This is a genomic window from Psychrobacter sp. FME6 (genome assembly GCF_014861365.1).
In the GTDB taxonomy this organism is placed as follows: domain Bacteria; phylum Pseudomonadota; class Gammaproteobacteria; order Pseudomonadales; family Moraxellaceae; genus Psychrobacter.
Map to the genome: position 1 here is coordinate 19,852 of NZ_RRYW01000020.1, position 19,174 is coordinate 39,025.

Annotated in this window: 15 protein-coding genes; 14 read left to right on the plus strand and 1 reads right to left on the minus strand. The window is 45.3% G+C overall.

Going from position 1 to position 19,174, the window contains the following annotated elements; genetic code table 11:
* Positions 1–564 precede the first annotated feature (564 nt).
* From ndhC to EI162_RS04740, 14 genes are all read left to right on the plus strand, one after another.
* Entirely contained in the window at positions 565–1,188 is a 624-nt protein-coding gene (gene ndhC / locus EI162_RS04675; protein ID WP_192523265.1) for an NADH-quinone oxidoreductase subunit A, read from the plus strand.
* A 135-nt stretch (positions 1,189–1,323) separates the two neighbouring features.
* Entirely contained in the window at positions 1,324–1,992 is a 669-nt protein-coding gene (locus EI162_RS04680; RefSeq protein WP_021813431.1) for a NuoB/complex I 20 kDa subunit family protein, read from the plus strand.
* A gap of 164 nt (positions 1,993–2,156) precedes the next feature.
* Entirely contained in the window at positions 2,157–3,932 is a 1,776-nt protein-coding gene (gene nuoC, locus EI162_RS04685) for an NADH-quinone oxidoreductase subunit C/D (RefSeq protein ID WP_192523266.1), read from the plus strand.
* Positions 3,933–4,134: 202 nt separating this feature from the next.
* Positions 4,135–4,644 (plus strand): NADH-quinone oxidoreductase subunit NuoE, encoded by a 510-nt coding sequence (nuoE, locus tag EI162_RS04690; RefSeq protein ID WP_192523267.1) that lies wholly within the window; start codon positions 4,135–4,137, stop codon positions 4,642–4,644.
* Complete coding sequence (nuoF, locus tag EI162_RS04695) at positions 4,641–6,065, plus strand: NADH-quinone oxidoreductase subunit NuoF (protein WP_192523268.1); 1,425 nt, start codon at positions 4,641–4,643, stop codon at positions 6,063–6,065. Before nuoE ends, nuoF begins: the two co-directional genes overlap by 4 nt.
* Positions 6,066–6,075: 10 nt before the next feature.
* The gene (nuoG, locus tag EI162_RS04700; protein ID WP_192523269.1) at positions 6,076–9,216 is read left to right on the plus strand and encodes an NADH-quinone oxidoreductase subunit NuoG; all 3,141 of its coding nucleotides are present in this window, start codon (positions 6,076–6,078) and stop codon (positions 9,214–9,216) included.
* Between the two features lie 49 nt (positions 9,217–9,265).
* A complete protein-coding gene (gene nuoH / locus EI162_RS04705; protein ID WP_192523276.1) occupies positions 9,266–10,267 on the plus strand; it encodes an NADH-quinone oxidoreductase subunit NuoH in 1,002 nt (333 codons plus the stop codon).
* A gap of 77 nt (positions 10,268–10,344) precedes the next feature.
* The gene (gene nuoI / locus EI162_RS04710) at positions 10,345–10,893 is read left to right on the plus strand and encodes an NADH-quinone oxidoreductase subunit NuoI (RefSeq protein WP_225735216.1); all 549 of its coding nucleotides are present in this window, start codon (positions 10,345–10,347) and stop codon (positions 10,891–10,893) included.
* Positions 10,890–11,636, plus strand: coding sequence for an NADH-quinone oxidoreductase subunit J (gene nuoJ, locus EI162_RS04715; RefSeq protein WP_192523270.1), 747 nt, complete (start codon positions 10,890–10,892; stop codon positions 11,634–11,636). The genes nuoI and nuoJ overlap by 4 nt, the downstream gene beginning before the upstream one ends.
* A 98-nt stretch (positions 11,637–11,734) precedes the next feature.
* Entirely contained in the window at positions 11,735–12,043 is a 309-nt protein-coding gene (gene nuoK, locus EI162_RS04720; protein WP_192523278.1) for an NADH-quinone oxidoreductase subunit NuoK, read from the plus strand.
* 4 nt (positions 12,044–12,047) lie between these two features.
* Positions 12,048–13,922: an NADH-quinone oxidoreductase subunit L gene (nuoL, locus tag EI162_RS04725; protein WP_192523271.1), complete on the plus strand. Its 1,875-nt coding sequence runs from the start codon at positions 12,048–12,050 to the stop codon at positions 13,920–13,922.
* A 1-nt stretch (position 13,923) separates the two neighbouring features.
* Positions 13,924–15,549, plus strand: coding sequence for an NADH-quinone oxidoreductase subunit M (nuoM, locus tag EI162_RS04730; protein WP_192523272.1), 1,626 nt, complete (start codon positions 13,924–13,926; stop codon positions 15,547–15,549).
* 3 nt (positions 15,550–15,552) lie between these two features.
* Positions 15,553–17,031 carry an NADH-quinone oxidoreductase subunit NuoN gene (gene nuoN, locus EI162_RS04735; protein ID WP_192523273.1) on the plus strand — a complete coding sequence of 493 codons (1,479 nt, stop codon included), beginning with the start codon at positions 15,553–15,555 and terminating at the stop codon, positions 17,029–17,031.
* Positions 17,032–17,340: 309 nt separating this feature from the next.
* Positions 17,341–18,183: a ferredoxin--NADP reductase gene (locus tag EI162_RS04740; protein WP_192523274.1), complete on the plus strand. Its 843-nt coding sequence runs from the start codon at positions 17,341–17,343 to the stop codon at positions 18,181–18,183.
* Between the two features lie 56 nt (positions 18,184–18,239).
* On the opposite strand, the gene EI162_RS04745 is transcribed toward EI162_RS04740, so the two are convergent.
* Positions 18,240–19,013, minus strand: a complete 774-nt coding sequence (locus EI162_RS04745; RefSeq protein WP_192523279.1) for a hypothetical protein — start codon at positions 19,011–19,013, stop codon at positions 18,240–18,242.
* Positions 19,014–19,174 lie beyond the last annotated feature (161 nt).

Sequence of the window (19,174 nt, forward strand, 5' to 3'; positions counted from 1 at the left end):
AGTCAAAGGGCGTTCAACTCACGGCGGGCGCTGCCTTTATATGTGCTGACGATTAAAAGGATGGATTTAGAGTTAATATAAGGTAACGTCTATACCACAGTTTACGAGGTAAGCAATATAGTTTTTTCACATAGAAAGTGACCGTCCGATGCAGTTAAAAACTAGCTTTTAGGCACTGATATGCGTATAGTACGTAAATAATTTATGCCAGTTGTTACGTCATTATTGACCTCGTGTAATGAGCTATTAAATCAATTAAGTAAGCAATCGAATATGATATTGATTTAATACGTTGATCTTACGTTGTTAAAAGATACGTTAGGCAACCAGCCTGCATCCGTTATCTATCGGAAATGTTATCGTTGGTCGCGTCTGACATCGTCGTCAATAAGCTTGATAATTGGTTGTTACCAGCACAGACCCTAAAATAGTTACTTAAATACAGTGACTCAATGACAGTTACTTTGTGTTTTCGTCTGCGTTAAACTAGTCGCTAGAGCACCTTTAATAGGTGAGTACTCGCACTGCGTTTAACACTCGATTGGGTGAGGAGCACGTATTATCATGTCTGCTTTTAATTGGTCAGCAATCGCTTTCATCTTAGCCGCCATTGGGCTAGTCATTTTTATGCTGGTCGTTCCACGCTTGCTTGGCGGTCGCTCTCAAGGCTTACAAAAAGAAGAAATATTTGAAGCGGGTGTTGTCGGATCTGGCAACGCCCGTATTCGTTTGTCTGCCAAATTCTATTTGGTGGCGATTTTCTTTGTTATCTTTGATTTAGAAGCACTCTACTTATATGCCTACGCCGTTTCGGTACGTGAAACGGGCTGGCTCGGCTTTGCGACAGCAGCGACCTTTATCATCGATTTATTGATTGGTTTGGTCTATGCCTTGAGCTTGGGTGCCCTGAACTGGTCACCTGCAGATAAACTTCGCAAAAAAGCCCGTTTATATGCGGCGCCGGCAGGTTTCAATTTGGCAGACATTACCCAGTTTGATGGTGTTGATGAGCTGATGGTTGACCCGACGGGCAAAATACCTGCGCAGTCTTCAGGACAGATTAACGTTTCAAACAATATTGAAACCAATCGTCGTCATCTACAAAATATCGATCATATTAATATTACCGGTAATGTAACGACTGTAGATTTTGCGGCGTCTGCACAGCCCGATAACGCTGCACGTTGATTGTCTTTAGTAGATATATCAATAGTTAATCGTAAAAATTATTTAATAATAGCAGTTAAGGCCATAGCGAGGGCAAGATGATTGCCGCGCCGTGCCTATATAAATATAAAGGTATAAATATAAAGGTTGTATGTTATGAAATACACACTAACAAAAGCCAACCCTGATGCAGATACCTATCCTGCACAGACCAGTCAAACGGTCAATGATCCTATCGAAGACGAAGTCAATAAAAACGTCTTTATGGGTCGCCTCGAAGACCTCGTTCATTCAACAGCAAACTGGGGGCGCAAGCACTCACTATGGCCATTTAACTTTGGTACTTCTTGCTGTTATGTCGAATATGCTACCACGCTAACGGCAGTTCACGATTTATCGCGCTTTGGTGCTGAGGTCATTCGAGCCTCACCGCGTCAGGCCGATGTGATGATTGTCGCTGGTACGTGCTTTGTTAAAATGGCCCCTGTTATTCAGCGCCTTTATGAGCAAATGCTTGAGCCAAAATGGGTCATTTCGATGGGTGCTTGCGCCAACTCGGGCGGCATGTATGATATCTATTCAGTGGTGCAAGGTGTGGATAAGATTATCCCAGTAGATGTTTATGTACCGGGCTGTCCGCCGCGTCCAGAAGCGTTGATTCAGGGTTTGATGTTATTACAAGAGTCCATTACTAAAGAGCGTCGTCCGCTGGGTATTCATGTCAATGAGCAGGGTATCTACCAGCCACAAATGACGCCTGAGCGTGACCGTAAGCAAGCGGATCGTATCGCGGTGAAAAACTTGCGTAGCCCAGACAGCATTTAAGCGCATAGGTTTAGATTGGTCGTTGCGTTTAGACTAGTAGTAGCCAGCTTAGTTAGTAGCCAGCTTAATGTTTTATGCGCGCATCACAGTGTAGCTATAATTAATCAATTATGATGAATTAGCTATGATGAATCAGTTATGATTAATGAAGGAATACATCATTCATGGTCACGGTAGTCGAAAATATAGATCCTAAGAGTAAACCTGTCCCAGCAGTTATCAAAGAGCTGGAGCATAAGTATGCCGGTAAGTTTGTCGTGCAGCATACGGTTGATGAGATTCCAACGGTTTGGGTGGCGCGTGCTGACTTATTAGACGTTCTCTTATACCTGCGTAAACTACCAAAACCTTATGTCATGCTATTTGACTTGTCAGCGATAGATGAGCGTTTGCGTCAGCATCGCCAAGGTCTACCTGACAGTGATTTTACGGTGTTTTATCATTTGATGTCGCTTGAGCGTAATAGTGATGTACGTATTAAAGTCGCGCTGAGTGAAGATGATTTAAACGTTCCGAGTGCGACCAAGATTTGGCCAAATGCCAACTGGTACGAGCGTGAAGTGTGGGATATGTTCGGGATTGTTTTTACTGGCCATCCACATTTAACCCGTATCTTATTGCCTAAATATTGGGAAGGTCATCCTCTGCGTAAAGAATATCATGCGCGTGCGACTGAGTTTACCCCGTACTTCCTAAATACTGCTAAACAACAATACGAGCAAGAAAACTTGCGCTTTGTCCCAGAAGAGTGGGGCATGAAGCGTTCAGGCCGTGATGAGGACTTTATGTTCTTGAACATTGGTCCTAACCATCCATCGGCTCATGGTGCGTTCCGTTTGGTGCTACAGCTTGATGGCGAAGAAATCGTCGACTGTATCCCCGATATCGGCTATCACCATCGCGGCGCAGAAAAGATGGCTGAGCGCCAAACATGGCATTCATTTATTCCTTATACCGACCGCATTGACTATCTTGGCGGTGTGATGAATGAGCTACCGTACATCATGTCGGTCGAAAAGCTGGCCGGTATTACCATTCCACCGCGCGCTGAAACCATCCGCGTAATGATGAGCGAGTTTTTTCGCATTACCAATAACTTGCTATTTGTCGGTACCTTCATTCAGGATGCGGGCGGTATGACGCCAGTATTCTATGCGTTTACCGATCGTCAAAAAGCCTATGACGTCATCGAAGCGGTGACCGGTTATCGTATGCATCCTGCTTGGTTCCGTATCGGCGGTACAGCGCACGATTTACCACGCGGCTGGCAACGTTTGGTCCGTGAGTTTTTAGAGTGGCTACCAAAACGCTTGGATGAGTATGTCAAGGCGGCGCTACAGAACAGTGTGCTTAAAGGCCGTACCCAAGGGGTTGCGCAGTATAATACCAAGCAAGCATTGGCATGGGGTGTCACTGGTACAGGCTTACGGGCGACGGGTTTGGATTTTGATCTGCGTAAAGCACGTCCGTATATGGGCTATGAGAATTACGACTTTGAAGTGCCTATCGGCTATAACGGTGATGCTTATGATCGCTGTATGGTGAAAATCGAAGAGATGCGCCAGTCGTTACGTATCATCCGTCAATGTATGGATAATATGCCGCAAGGTCCTTATAAGGCTGATCATCCACTGGCAGTACCACCGCCAAAAGACCGTACTTTAAATGATATTGAGACCTTGATTAATCACTTTATCTCCGTATCTTGGGGTCCTGTGATGCCAGCGGGCGAGTGCACCACTATCGTCGAAGCGACCAAAGGTCTAAACAGTTATTACATCACCTCAGACAAAGCGACGATGAGCTATCGTACCCGTATTCGCACCCCGACATTTGCACATTTACAGCAGATGCCATCGGTCATTAATGGCTCGCTGGTCTCTGATGCCATTATGTATTTGGCGTCGATTGATATTGTGATGGCGGATTGTGACCGTTAGAGCATTTGTGATTATGAGTTTAATGGTTAGTTTAATAAGATTAGAATTTTTTAGGGTGATAAGCGAATAGCTATAAACCTATAAAAGTTAAAAAGTAAGACAAGTTCATTAACATGTTATCGCCAAACTGGCACACCAAAACGCTGTTGGCGCGCGACGAGCGCAACCTAAACAGTGGGCTGAGTGAGGAAAGAAAAAGATTATGAGAATTGTTTCCGATAAAATGCCAAAAGTAGATGTGGCAAGTATCTTAACCGCTGAAGAAATTGCGGCCATTCGTGAATATATGCATCATTATCCCCATCCGCGGGCAGCGTCTTTAGATGCACTAAAGATTGTGCAAAAGCGTAACGGCTGGGTTGATGATGCACAAGTCAATGCTATTGCTAATATTTTAAATGTGCCTATGACCGATATGGATGGGGTAGCAACCTTCTTTAACCGTATCTATCGTCAGCCAGTCGGTCGTCATGTCATTTTAATTTGTGATTCTGTGGCTTGCTATCTGACAGGCTATGAAGCGCTGGCGGCTGAATTAAAATCGCAGCTAGGCATCGACTACGGTCAAACGACGTCTGACGGTCGCTTTACGCTATTGCCGATTTGCTGTTTGGGTAATTGTGACAAAGGTCCTGCGGTGTTGATTAATGAAGACACTTATGGTCCTGTCCAACCCACCGAGGTCGCCCAATTGTTGGAGCTATACGCATGAGTTTAACGATTACAGAGCAGATCGCTCGTCGCGGTCAAGGCAAAGCGCCAAGCCAATTAAATGAGCAGCGCATCCCAGTATATGGTGATAAAGAAACGGCGACCAGCGAAACCAAACCATTGACATGGCGTTTGGCGCATCATGACACAGTATTGGATTTAGCAACTTATGAATCACTGCGTGGTTTTGAAGCATTAAAAATAGCCTTAAACCAATCGCCAGATGATACGTTGAATACCATTAAAGAAGCCGTGGTAAAAGGTCGCGGTGGTGCAGGTTTCCCAGCAGGTATTAAGTGGTCGCTGATGGCACCACCTGATGGCGGTCCACGTTATTTGGTTTGTAATGCCGATGAGATGGAGCCGGGTACCTTTAAAGACCGTTTGCTGATGGAACGTCTGCCCCTACAACTTATCGAAGGTATGTTGATATCAGCTTATGCGATTGGTGCAACCGCTGGTTATATCTTTATTCGCGGTGAGTACATCTTAGCAGCGGAGCGTCTAACTGCGGCTCTTGAAGAATTGCGTGCCAATAACTTGGTCGGCGATAACATCTTAGGCTCAGACTTTAGCTTTGATTTACACGTCCATACCGGTGCCGGTCGCTATATTTGCGGTGAAGAAACGGCGCTATTGAATGCTTTAGAGGGTCGCCGCGCTAATCCACGCACTAAGCCACCATTCCCGCAAGTTGCTGGAGCATGGGGTCGTCCAACGATCGTGAATAATGTAGAAACTTTGCATAACGTCTCAGCCATTATTTTACACGGTAGCAAATGGTATCAAGACCTGCCAAAAGCCAAAGGCGTGGTCGAAACCCCAGGCACTAAGCTATTTGGTTGCTCGGGTTTGGTCAATGACCCCGGTCTATGGGAGCTACCATTCGGTTATACGGCGCGTGAAATTATCGAAGACTTTGCGGGTGGTATGATCGAGGGCAAAAAGCTTAAAGCATGGCTTCCTGGTGGCGCATCAACCGACTTTTTGACCGCTGATCATTTAGATACGGTCGTTGACTTTGACACCATTCAAAAAGCCGGTAGCCGTATGGGGACTGGGCTGATTATGGTCGTCGATGAAGAGCAAGATATGGTGCCATTATTGCGCAATCTTGAGATTTTCTTCCAACGTGAATCGTGCGGCTGGTGTACGCCATGCCGTGATGGTCTACCGTGGGGTGTCAAACTGCTCACCGCTATCAATGATGGTGAAGGTCAAGTGGGCGATGTCGAGAAACTAGAAGGTCTAACGCGTGACTTATGGATTGGTAAAACCTTCTGTGCCCATGCTCCAGGTGCGATGGAACCTCTGATGAGTGCGATTAAATATTTCCGTCCAGAATTTGATCAAAAAATCACGCAGGCGGTTGGTGTAGATGTCATTGATGCTGCAGCCAATCAACAGCCAGTAGTGAAATAAGGAGAGCGGCATGGCAGTCATACATATTGATGGAACCACTGTCGAAGTAGATAGCGCAGATAACTTGCTTCAAGCTTGTTTATCACTTGGCATTGATGTGCCGTATTTTTGTTATCACCCAGCCTTAGGTTCAGTAGGCTCTTGCCGTCTGTGTGCGGTTAAGCAATATCAAAACAAAGAAGATATGGAAGCAGGTCGTGGTCGCTTAGTGATGTCATGCATGGTCGCACCAGGCGATGACATGTACATCTCAGTGACTGACGATGAGGCCAAAGCGTTCCGTAAGTCGATGGTTGAGCTATTGATGGTGAACCATCCGCATGATTGTCCAACCTGTGAAGAGGGTGGGCATTGTCATTTACAAGACATGACGTATATGTCGGGTCATCATCGTCGTCGCTATCGTTTCACCAAGCGCACCCACCATAACCAAGAGCTTGGTCCCTTTATTGCCCATGAAATGAACCGTTGTATCGCTTGCTACCGCTGTGTACGTTTTTATAAAGACTACGCGGGTGGTGAAGATTTAGGCGTTTATGGTACAAACGAGCGGGTTTATTTTGGTCGCGATAAAGACGGTCAGTTCGAAAGTGAATTCTCAGGTAACTTAACCGAAGTGTGCCCAACCGGTGTATTTACCGATAAAACGCACTCTGAACGTTATAACCGTAAGTGGGATATGCAGTACGCGCCAAGTATCTGTCATGGTTGCTCAGCAGGTTGTAACATTTCGCCAGGTGAGCGTTATGGTGAATTGCGCCGTATCGAAAACCGCTACAATGGTGAAGTAAACCGTTATTTCTTATGTGATCGCGGTCGTTTTGGTTATGGTTATGTCAATCGTGAAGACCGTCCAACCCAAGCGCTTGAGCGTATCAATGACAAGCATGTCAAAATCAACATCGATTATGCCCTTGATGAAACCATTAAGCGTATTAAAGATAAAAAAGTCATCGGTATTGGCTCTCCACGCGCCAGTTTAGAGACTAACTTTGCGCTAAAAAATCTGGTTGGCTTTGATAACTTCTCAACGGGTCTTAATCATCAGCAGCAAGCACTGGTCAACAAATGTATTGAAGTATTGAGTACTGAGGGTATTTATAACCCCGGCATGGCTGATATTGAAAGCCACGATGCAGTATTGGTGTTGGGTGAAGATATTACTCAAACCTCATCGCGTGTGGCGTTATCGATTCGTCAAGCAGCAAAAAATGAAGCCATTAAAATGGCCGCTGCTGCGAAAACGCAACCATGGTTGGCTGAGCCAGTCAAACGCATTGGTCAAGGCGCACAAAGTCCGGTATACGTCATCGATGTCACCCAAACCAAACTCGAAGACATTAGCAAAGTCAGCGTGGTTGCAACACCTGAAGATATTACTAAACTTGGTTTTAAAGTGGCTGATGAAATTGCCAGTTTTGCCGATGATTTATTGGAAATAGTAGATCCACAGACAGCAGAACAAGATGCTGAAATGGATGGTATGCAAGTACTGGCGCAGCAAATCGCTTATGACTTGATACAAGCCGATAAGCCTTTGGTGGTCTCGGGCAGCAGTTTGTCGTCTACTGCTTTGATAGAAGCGGCGGCGCAAATTACCCAAGTACTAAGCCAAAAGCGCAGCGCCATTAAAGCCACTGAGCAGCAGCAAGTTGATACGCATAATGAACAGGTACGTGCTGCCGAAGCACAAGCAGCAACTGCTCAGCAAACAGAAGATAAAGATTTGTCTGCTAAGCCAGAAAAACCTGAAACTGGCGTTGATACAGAAGCGCAAGACGACGTTGAGCGTGAGCCTGCTGACAGTAGTGAGTTAAAAAAAGACAGCCTTGAGCTCAAAGAAAATAGTCTTGAGCTCAAAGAAGTGAATAAGAAATATCATGCGCAAGCAGGGATTTACTTAGCAGTTCCCGATGCCAATAGTATTGGGGTATGTCTGCTTGGCGGTCAATCCGTAGAAGAGCTGTTGGCGACTGATTTTGATGTGGTCATAGTCGCTGAAAACCAGCTGACTGATGCTATCGATGCCAATAAGTTGACCCAGCTATTGACTGATAAAACCGTCATTGCCTTGGATCATCAGCTACTTGATTGGCACAAAGATGTCGATATCGTACTACCAGCGGCAAGCTTTGCCGAAGCAGACGGCACATTGGTATCTGCCGAAGGCCGTGCGCAGCGTTTCTTCCAAGTTTATGACAATGAATACTACCATCCGATGAGCAGTATTAAAGAAGGCTGGCGCTGGCTACACGCCGTGCATAGCAGCATTGAAGGCCGTGATGTCGACTGGACGCAGCTTGATGATGTAATCAATGCGCTAATAGCGACGCATCCTAAGCTTGCTGGTATCAAAGGTGCAGCACCTGATGCGGACTACCGCATGAACGGGCTGAAAATTGCCCGTCAGCCGCGTCGCTATTCAGGTCGTACCGCCATGCGTGCGCCGATATCTGTCCATGAGCCGATGCAGCCAAAAGATTTAGATACTGGTTTAACTTTTTCAATGGAAGGCTATAGCGGTAAACAAACGCCAAGCTCGATGATTCCTTTTGCCAGTGCGGCAGGTTGGAATTCGCCACAAGCTTGGAATAAATACCAAGACAAAGTCGGTGGTCATCTCAAAAACGGAGATCCGGGTGTGCGTCTGTTCGATCAATTCGAGCGCCTAGCCACTCGTCAATATGTTGCGCCAGAGGCAATGTCTGCGACTACCACTGATATACAGCAAGGACAAGCAAAACTGGTGCCTATTTATAACCTTTATGCCAGCTCAATGATGGCATCACGTAGCCCAGTGGTTGCTGAGCAGCTCCCTGTTGCAGCATGGCGTATCGGTATCGACGATGCCAAAGACTGGAGTATCGCTGCAGGTGATTACTTAGCGATTGAGATTGATAATCAACAAATCACACTGCCAGTTCAACTCGTTGGTTACTTAGCAGAAGGCTGTATCGGCTATCCCGTTGGGCAGGTGGATATTATCCATCCCATGATGCCCGCTTCGGTACGCAAAGTTGATGCGCCAGTGACCATGATGGGTAGTATGGCCGATGACGGTTCTTTGATAGCCAATAATGCTGGTCATGGCATGGACGATAACCGCGCAACACCAGTAAGTGTAGCGCCGACCACCACACAGGAGGTGTAATATGCAAGTTACCCGTATTATCCCTGATGTGCCAAGCTTTTTGGCGAGTATGATGACCTATGATACGTGGTCAATACTATTTTTGGTCGTGCAATCGTTGGTTATCTTTTTAGTCGTTGTGATAGTCGCCGCTTTAATGATTGTTTATGAGCGCCGTATGCTAGCGCTTTGGCAAGACCGCTATGGTCCAAACCGTGTCGGACCATTTGGCTCATTACAGCTGGTTGCGGATATGCTAAAAATCTTCTTCAAAGAAGATTGGACACCAAAGTTCACCGATAAGTTTATGTTTACCTTGGCGCCGGCAGTTGCGATGTTTACTGCGCTGGCCTCATTTGCCATTATTCCTATCTCACCAACGCTTGGCGTGGCTGACTGGGATATCGGTATTTTGTTCTTCTTTGCCATGGCCGGTATTGCAGTCTACGCAGTGATGTTCGGTGGCTGGGCATCAGCGAATAAATTCTCGCTACTGGGTGGCCTACGTTCTGCTGCCCAAACGATCAGCTATGAAGTGTTCTTGGGTCTGTCGTTGATGGGTGTTGTGGCCTTGACGGGCTCGTTTAACTTGCGCGCGATTGTCGAAGCACAGGCTGATGGCTGGTATATTATTCCACAGTTTTTTGGATTCTTAACCTTTGTAATAGCAGGGGTGGCGGTAACGCACAGACATCCTTTTGACCAACCTGAAGCAGAGCAAGAGCTGGCCGAAGGTTACCATGTCGAATATTCTGGCATGAAGTTTGGTATGTTCTTTATTGGCGAATACGTCAACGTCGTCTTGATTTCAGCATTGATGACTTGCCTGTTTTTTGGTGGTTGGCTCGCGCCTTTTAATTTAAATATCCCATTTATTCCACCTGCTTTTTGGTTCATGATTAAAACATTATTCTTTATGACCATGTTTATTTTGGCACGCGGTTCGCTCATCCGTCCGCGCTACGATCAGGTGATGAATTTTGGCTGGAAAGTCTGCCTGCCGATAACCTTGATTAATTTATTGGTTACTGCCGCAGTAATTTTGATCTTTTCCCCGACCCCAATAACATAGTTTTGAACAGTTATTGGTAGTCATCAGTAATGATATTAATGATGGATTAGGGTAAAGATGATAAGGATAATAACCCCATGTTTCATAGCATAAAAAAGATTATCGTTGGTTTTTATACTATTATCCGCAGTATGTGGATGGTTAATAGCCATGCGATCAGGCCACGTGACACCATTCTTTATCCTGAAGTGCCGGTGCCAGTACCACCACGTTTTCGCGGACGTATTATATTGTCTCGTGACCCTGATGGTGATGAGCGCTGTGTTGCTTGTAACTTATGTGCGGTGGCCTGTCCGGTTGGCTGTATCTCGCTACAAAAAGCTGAGCGCGAAGATGGTCGCTGGTATCCAGAGTTTTTCCGGATTAACTTTTCACGCTGTATCTTTTGCGGATTGTGTGAAGAGGCGTGTCCAACGACAGCCATTCAAATGACCCCTGACTTTGAGTTGGGTGAATATAAACGCCAAGATTTGGTTTATGAAAAAGAGCATTTGCTGATTTCAGGACCAGGTAAATATCCCGATTATAACTATTATCGTGTGACGGGTATGGCGGTAGCGGACAAACCAAAAGGCGCAGCGCAAAACGAATCTGCACCGATTGATCTAAGGAGCTTGCTGCCATGATGAATATTTTAAACAACCCTGAATTGGCAGGGTTTTATTCACTTGCAGCTGTGGCAATATTTGCCAGTTTGCGCGTGATAATCCATGCCAATCCAGTCCATGCTATCTTATCAATGATTGTGTCGTTATTGGCCCTGTCAGGCATATTTTTTGTATTGGGCGCGCCATTCGCTGGTGCACTTGAGATTGTTGTCTATGCTGGTGCCATTATGGTGCTGTTCGTCTTTGTGATTATGATGCTCAATCTGGGCATGAGTAACGAGGAGCGCGAAGAGCGTTGGCTTGATGCTGGCACTTGGGCGATACCGACAGGGTTGACGCTTATTATCGCGGTTGTGCTGTATGCGATGATTGGGCTTAATCCTGACGAGACAGCCATGATTGGCGGGTCGACTATTTCAGCCAAAGCGGTCGGCACCGTGTTATTTACCAAATACGTTATGCTGGTAGAAGTGGCGGCTTTGCTATTATTAGGCGCTTTGGTTGCCGCGTATCATCTAGGTAAAACCTCTGTAGATGATGAGATAGTTGGCAATGACAGTCAAGATTTTCAGCCAAGTGTAGGAAGTATCAAGCAATATGACACTGTCAGCAAATATGATGACAGCACATATACAGATAGTGATGCGGTAAAAATGGCGGAACCTTACGAATATAAAGATGTTGACCCGCACGACTACGTTGGTAAGAAGGTAGGTATGCAGGTCGGTACTAAGAAAGTCACGCGCAAGGAGTCAGACTGATGGTACTAGCAGCGAGCGTGGCACAAGACTTGTCAAACGTGCCGTTTGCCCACGAGGTGGCAGGCTTAGTACAGCCTGTTGCTGAGGCGCAGAATGTACTGGGTATGATACCCATGAGCCATGGTTTAATTTTGGCAGGTATCTTATTTACGATTGGTCTGTGCGGTGTCATGGTACGGCGTAACTTCTTATTTATGCTGATGAGTCTTGAGATCATGATGAATGCGGCGGCACTAGCATTTGTGGTAGCAGGTAGTCGCTGGGTCGATCCAGATGGACAGATTATGTTTATCTTTATTTTGACCCTAGCAGCAGCAGAGGCCGCCATTGGTTTGGCAATATTATTGCGGTTTTATCATCAGCGTGGGCATCTCGATGTCGATAGCGCCAATGAGATGAAAGGATGATGTCATGAGTTTATTACCATTAACCTTTATATTCCCGCTCGTTGGCTTTTTGATTTTAGCCTTTATGCGCGACAAGTTAAGCGAGCAGGTGGCAGCGATTGTCGGTGTCGGTAGTATGCTGCTATCGGCATTATGTACGCTGGTGGTTAGTTATACTTTTTTGACCAGCAACCCCGCTGGTACGGTCGTAGAAATTCCGCTGTGGACATGGTTCCAAGTTGGGGATTTTGCGCCAAATTTTGGCTTAAGCTTTGATGGCTTAGCATTAACCATGACTGGTGTTATTACTGGTATTGGCTTTTTAATCCATCTGTTTGCCGCTTGGTATATGAAGGGCGATACAGGCTTTGCTCGTTTCTTTAGCTATATGAACTTGTTCGTCGCCAGTATGTTATTGCTGGTATTGGCGGATAATTTATTCTTGCTATATCTCGGCTGGGAAGGCGTGGGTATCTGTTCGTACTTACTGATTGGTTTTTATTACCATGACCGCGCTAATGGTCGGGCAGCGATGAAAGCCTTTACCGTGACCCGTGTCGGCGATGTGTTCTTAGCCTTTGGTTTGTTCTTATTATTCCGTGAATTCGGTACGCTTAATATTCAAGAGATTATTACCCGCGCCCCAGAAATTTTTGATATTAATAACCCGACCATGATGCTGATCACCATGATGCTTGTTGGCGGTGCGATGGGTAAATCAGCGCAGCTACCATTACATACATGGCTTGCTGATGCGATGGCAGGTCCGACGCCAGTATCGGCGCTCATTCACGCAGCAACGATGGTCACGGCAGGGGTTTATTTAATCGCCCGTCTCCATCCATTGTTTGAGCTGACCCCAGGTATCTTACTATATTGGGTTGGCGGCGTAGGGGCGTTAACGCTGGTCGTTGCTGGTTTTTGTGCGCTGGCACAGACCGATATTAAACGTATCCTTGCCTACTCAACCATGAGTCAAATTGGCTACATGTTCTTAGCACTCGGCGTTGGTGCGTGGCAAGGCGCAATCTTCCACTTGATGACCCATGCTTTCTTTAAAGCATTGTTGTTCTTATCATCAGGTGCGGTGATTCTTGCGGTTCACCATGAGCAAAACATCTTTAAGATGGGCGGCTTACGCAAAAAGATACCGTTGGTATTTTGGTGTTATATCGTCGGTGGCGGTGCACTTGCGGCGATACCTTGGGTCACTGTTGGTTTCTATTCTAAAGAAGCGATTCTTTGGGAAAGCTATGCAACAGGTCATCTAGTATTGTTCTATATGGGTGTATTCGGTGCTTTCTTAACCGCGCTTTATACTTTCCGTATGATTTGGATTGTGTTCTTTGGTGAAGAAAAAACCCCTGCGCATAAATTATCTGGTGTGTCATATTGGTTGCCGCTTACCGTACTACTGGTACTGTCGACCGCGGTTGGTGCATGGATTACCCCACCATTACAAGGCGTATTGCCAGAGAGCGTTGGACATTTATTAGAAGTGGCCAATCAAGCGGATGGTAAGCACACGGCAGAGTATATCGCCATGGGTGCGATGCTGGCTGGTTTGATAATCGCGGCATTATTATATGTTGTGGATAAAGGTCGTATGCTCACGAGCTTTAAGCGTTCGCGTATTGGTGGGGCGCTATATCACTGGTGCTACCATGGTATGGGCTTCGATGCGCTGTACGATATAATTTTTGTAAAACCCTTTTTGTTCATCGGCCGCTTATTTAAAGCCGACCCTATCGATAAAACGTGGCTCACCTTACCTAAGCTGGCTTCGGCGGGTAATAAGGTATTGTCTGCGACGCAAACAGGGTCACTTCGAGGTTATGCTGCAAGCTTTGGTTTGGGTATGGCTGTATTGCTAGTGCTGGTAATGATGACGGTGGTATAAGATGATAGAGTTACAACAAACGTGGATGCTACCAGCATTAATCGCAATTCCTTTTATTGCAGGGTTGCTATGTTGGCTGGTTGAGCGGTTTAATAAACGTTTACCGCGCTGGATTGCCTTGATTGGTATGATCTTGACCTTTGTATTGTCATTAGTATTATGGCAATACGGTGATTTTTCTGGCATGAGTAAGCAGGTGATTGCGCCAGATTCAAATGTGCCTTGGGTTGCTGAATTTATGGTGCCGTGGATACCAAGCTTTGGTATCAGCTTTCACTTAGCGATGGATGGTTTATCGCTGATGATGGTTGCGCTAACAGGGCTGCTTGGTATTGCCGCAGTGGCTTGTTCGTGGAATGAGATTCAACGCCGTGTTGGTTTCTTCCATTTGAACTTGCTATGGAGCTTAGGCGGGGTCATCGGTGTTTTCTTAGCTATTGATTTGTTCTTATTCTTCTTCTTTTGGGAGATGATGCTGGTTCCTATCTACTTCTTGATCGCGATTTGGGGTCATGATGTCGTTGGTAAAACCAAGGAATATGCAGCAACTAAGTTCTTTATTTATACCCAAGCGTCTGGGCTTATCATGCTCGTCGGTATCTTGGTATTGGTCATTATTAGCTACGCCCAAAAAGGGGTAGTGAGCTTTAACTATAATGACTTACTGGGTACGTCGCTCGGCGGTTGGGAGTATCCCATCATGCTGTGCTTCTTTATTGGCTTTGCGGTTAAGTTGCCGATTATTCCGTTTCATGGTTGGTTACCCGATGCGCATGCGCAGGCCCCAACCGCAGGTTCGGTGGATTTAGCGGGTGTTTTGATTAAGACCGCAGCTTATGGTTTGATTCGTTTTGTCTTACCACTGTTCCCAGCCGCATCACAAGATTTTGCGCCGATAGCCATGACTTTAGGTACGATTGGTATCTTTTACGGTGCATGGTTGGCCTTTATGCAGACCGATATGAAGCGCTTGCTCGCTTATACCAGTATCTCGCACATGGGCTTTGTGGTCTTAGCCATTTACGCTGGAACCTTACTCAGCTTGCAAGGCCTGATGATTCAAATGCTGGCGCATGGTCTAAGTTCAGCGGCACTGTTTATCATGGCAGGTCAGTTATATGAGCGTCTACATACGCGGGATCTAACCTTGATGGGCGGTATGTGGGGTCAGTTCCGTTATTATGCGCCGATACTGATGTTCTTCTGTGCCGCATTGCTGGGTATTCCAGGTACAGGTAACTTCATTGGCGAGTTTATGATTTTACTGGGTGCATTTGCTCAATATCCAGTATTTGTGGTATTTGCAACGTTCAGTTTAGTACTAGCAGGGTTATACTCGCTTATTTTGATTCATCGCGCGTTGTTTGGTAAAAACAATATCGAAGCGGTCGCTATGCAAGAAACCAAATTACACGGTTTGCCTGAGCGTCCATTAAAGGACTTGGGTAAGCGCGAGCTGTCGTTGTTATTGATGTTGGCAGCAGGCTTAGTCTGGCTTGGTCTATATCCACAGCCATTCCTTGATACGTCAAGTCATGCGATGCAGTGGATTAATAATGCTTATATATACAGTCAAGTAACACAAGTAGATGCATCGCAACTGCTTGATGCAATGGAGGCACGTTAAGTCATGAATGATATTACGATGAATGATTTGATGGGATTGCTGCCTTATGCACCACTCCTTGCCGTCGTCATAACGGTCTTGGTGGTTATGATTGCCATCGCCGTTAAACGCTCACATATTGTCACAGGAACGGTCACGGTCGTCGGCCTCAATATTGCGCTGTTTACTTTAATTGGGCAAATGACTGGTATTATAAATAGCGGCACTGTCCTGCCAAACGCTGAGCAGTTATTTGTCATTGACAACTTTGCTCAGTTTAATATGGTGGTTATCTTTATCTGTGCTTTGGCTTGTTGTACGCTGTCTTATGCGTATCTGGCCGATCTAAAAGACAATAAAGATGAGCTATATTTGCTGATGTTGCTATCGACGATCGGTGCGCTACTGATGGTCAGTGCTCAGCATTTAGCGTCATTCTTTATGAGCTTAGAGATGCTGTCTATACCGCTGTATGGCATGCTGTCGTATACCTATATGCGCAACCGTTCGCTTGAGTCGGGGCTAAAGTACTTGGTACTATCAGCGACGGCATCGGCGACGTTACTGATGGGTATGGCGTTTATCTATGCAGAAGTAGGATCGTTGGCCTTTAAGCCGATTAGTATGGTATTGGGCGATGTTTTTGAGTCGCCACTACTGATACTTGGTGCGGCAATGATGATGTTCGGTATTGCCTTTAAACTGTCAGCTGCACCTTTTCATATGTGGACACCCGATGTTTACGAAGGGGCACCAGCACCGATTGCTACTTTCCTAGCATCGGTCACAAAAGTAGCGATGATGGCGCTGGCAGTTCGTTTCTTAATCGATACGTCTTTATTGGCATTGCCATCTATACAGATGTTATTGATGGTCATGGCCACCTTATCGATTTTGGTCGGTAACTTATTAGCCGTACGCCAAACCAGTCTCAAACGTCTATTGGGCTATTCTTCAATATCCCATATGGGTTATGTGTTGATCGTTATCGTCAGTATCGGTACGGCTGCTGATAGTATCTCTAGTATGTATATGGCGGTTTATGCCTTTACGTCTATCGGTGCCTTTGGCGTAGTGACGTTGATGTCGAGCCCTTACCGTTTGTCTGGTGAGGCAGATGAGTTGACGCATTATCAAGGACTGTTCTGGCGTCGCCCAGTATTGACTGCTGTCATGACTATTATGATGTTGTCATTGGCAGGTATTCCACTGACGGCAGGCTTTATTACCAAACTATTTGCGATTTTGGCTGCGGTACAAGGAACCAATTGGTTCTTGGCGGCAATGATTATCTTGGGTAGTGCTATTGGTTTATTCTATTACTTGCGCGTTATGCTCACGCTATTTAAACGTCCGAAACAGTTCATCGAGTTTGATGTTTCTGGTCAATGGGCTATCCGTACCGGCGGTATTATGGTAATTGCAGTGACAGCGATGATTATCTTCTTTGGTATCTTACCAAATAGTATGATTGAGTGGGCAAGCTTGGCTCGTATTTGGTAAATATAAAAAAGATAAGTAGTGGTATAGCCAGTCCTAAATAAAAGCAATACAAGTATTATAACGCGCTACTGGGATGAATTTTTCTTGCTTGTTGTGCCTACGCCGACAAAGGCTGCGAATAATTAATCCCAGTAGCGCTGTACTCTTTTAAAATTGGATCGACTATACGCTGATACGGCTACTCATCGGATGTTACGGTTAGAAAACCAAGATGCGCCCGCTTTATGATAAGCTTGGCGCATCTTTTTTGTTGGTACGTTCTAACTTTCTATAACAATAAATAGCAGTAAAATAGGGTGGTTAATTATTATGAGTGACAATATTCAAACGGTAACCGTGCTTAGCAAAACCACTTGGACACCAAACTTATTTAGCTTTACCGTCAGTCGTCCTGATAGTTTTAAGTTTACGGCGGGTCAATTTGTGCGTTTGGGCGTTAATCCCAGTCAGCTACAGTATTATAAGCAGCAAGCAGAAGTATCGGGTGCAGCCATGGAGGAGGTGGCTGATGAGGCATTGAACGAGGACATCTTTCGCGCTTATTCGATTGTCTCTTCGCCCTTTGATGAGGTGTTAGAATTCTTCTCTATCGTGATTCCGGATGGTGCATTTACCTCGCAGCTGCAACACCTGCAAGTAGGTGATGAGCTGCTACTTAATACCATGCCATTTGGGTTTTTAACCTTAGCCCGATATCAAAAACCTCTGCCAAAAGATTTATGGCTACTGGCGACTGGTACTGGACTAGCGCCATTTTTGTCCATGTTACAGGATTTGAAGACATGGGAAGATTATGAGCATATCGTATTGGCCTATAGCGCACGCTCGCTAGAAGAGCTGGCCTATATCGAAAAGATTCAAAGCTTGCAAGAAGACTTTGGTTCGTTGGTTGAGAGTCCAGCGAAGTTAACATTCATCCCAATCGTCACCCGTGAGCCTGTCGAAGGCGCACTGACAGAACGTCTGCCCAAGTTACTATTGGATGGTACGCTGCAAGAGCGAGTAGGGGTGGCACTGGATATCGATAGCACGCATGCCATGCTGTGCGGCAACCCCGACATGGTAGAAGACACCAAAGAGGCGTTAAAAACACTGGGTTTGGTAATGAATCGTCGAGGGGAAGGTAATATTGCAGTAGAGAATTACTGGTAGATGCATGGTTGGTTATAGCTATTACGTTTCATAAAAAATGTAATAGCTATAGTGTTTTAAACCTGACTCGGTTCGGTCGCGTCATCTATTGGATGGATAGGGCCTTGCATCAGCTCAGGCTCATCATCATCGCCGATGATGTCTTCATTGCTACTGCCCGCTAGTAAATCACGATAATTAATTTGTGTTTTCAAAATCATTTGCTCTTCTTCAAGCTCGCCATAATTGACTTGGACTTTATGCAGAGTACTGATGATTTTTTTATTTTTCTTAAGCCAGCGATGGATATCCAGATAGATGACTTCATCTTTTGCGCGCGCGATATTGATATAAGACAGAATAAAGCCTAATGGGTCTTTTTTAAGGACGCTGTGATAGAACCAGATAAAAAGCTTGATACCTTGACGTTTGATAATGGACTCACAGCGTAGGTTTAACACATCGGTATACGTCTGCTGACCGAAGACAAAACGCTGTACATTGCGATCAAGCTGTACATGAATTAAGCTAAAGTTACTGGCCACTTCAATATAAATACCTGCCACATCAATCGTACAATATAAGCGAAACCAGTCATCGTGCATTTCAACGCGCAGCTCTAAGATGGCTTTGACATTGTCGGTGACGAATTTTTGCAGCGCATCGTTGACGTATTTTTGTGCAACAGGCAGCGCAAGCTCATCCTCAAACTTATCCGTTGTTTTATCATATATATTTTTGATAGATTGGGTGAGACGATCCCAACCACCACTAAATGATTCGTCGAAACGATAGCCGATATTCTCAAAAAACTCATCAAAATTATCTGAATTATTCACGTTATCACTCATGTTATCAAAGCTACTCAAACTTATTATCCTTATAGTTATAGGGTCGTTATCTAGCAGCAGATGTAAACTTGCTGATACTATCGTTATAAAACAGTATATATCAAAAGGCTGTGTTTTAATAATGTGTTGATTAATTTAATGATAGAATAATGGTGTTATAG

What these genes read in the sequence shown, in the direction of transcription:
- nuoH (WP_192523276.1), top strand. Translation starts at nt 9,266, where the DNA reads ATGATGACCTATGATACGTGGTCAATACTATTTTTGGTCGTGCAATCG.
- nuoI (WP_225735216.1), top strand. Translation starts at nt 10,345, where the DNA reads ATGTTTCATAGCATAAAAAAGATTATCGTTGGTTTTTATACTATTATC.
- nuoJ (WP_192523270.1), top strand. Translation starts at nt 10,890, where the DNA reads ATGATGAATATTTTAAACAACCCTGAATTGGCAGGGTTTTATTCACTT.
- EI162_RS04745 (WP_192523279.1), bottom strand. Translation starts at nt 19,013, where the DNA reads ATGAGTGATAACGTGAATAATTCAGATAATTTTGATGAGTTTTTTGAG.
- nuoC (WP_192523266.1), top strand. Translation starts at nt 2,157, where the DNA reads ATGGTCACGGTAGTCGAAAATATAGATCCTAAGAGTAAACCTGTCCCA.
- nuoN (WP_192523273.1), top strand. Translation starts at nt 15,553, where the DNA reads ATGAATGATATTACGATGAATGATTTGATGGGATTGCTGCCTTATGCA.
- nuoF (WP_192523268.1), top strand. Translation starts at nt 4,641, where the DNA reads ATGAGTTTAACGATTACAGAGCAGATCGCTCGTCGCGGTCAAGGCAAA.
- ndhC (WP_192523265.1), top strand. Translation starts at nt 565, where the DNA reads ATGTCTGCTTTTAATTGGTCAGCAATCGCTTTCATCTTAGCCGCCATT.
- nuoM (WP_192523272.1), top strand. Translation starts at nt 13,924, where the DNA reads ATGATAGAGTTACAACAAACGTGGATGCTACCAGCATTAATCGCAATT.
- nuoL (WP_192523271.1), top strand. Translation starts at nt 12,048, where the DNA reads ATGAGTTTATTACCATTAACCTTTATATTCCCGCTCGTTGGCTTTTTG.
- nuoE (WP_192523267.1), top strand. Translation starts at nt 4,135, where the DNA reads ATGAGAATTGTTTCCGATAAAATGCCAAAAGTAGATGTGGCAAGTATC.
- EI162_RS04740 (WP_192523274.1), top strand. Translation starts at nt 17,341, where the DNA reads ATGAGTGACAATATTCAAACGGTAACCGTGCTTAGCAAAACCACTTGG.
- EI162_RS04680 (WP_021813431.1), top strand. Translation starts at nt 1,324, where the DNA reads ATGAAATACACACTAACAAAAGCCAACCCTGATGCAGATACCTATCCT.
- nuoG (WP_192523269.1), top strand. Translation starts at nt 6,076, where the DNA reads ATGGCAGTCATACATATTGATGGAACCACTGTCGAAGTAGATAGCGCA.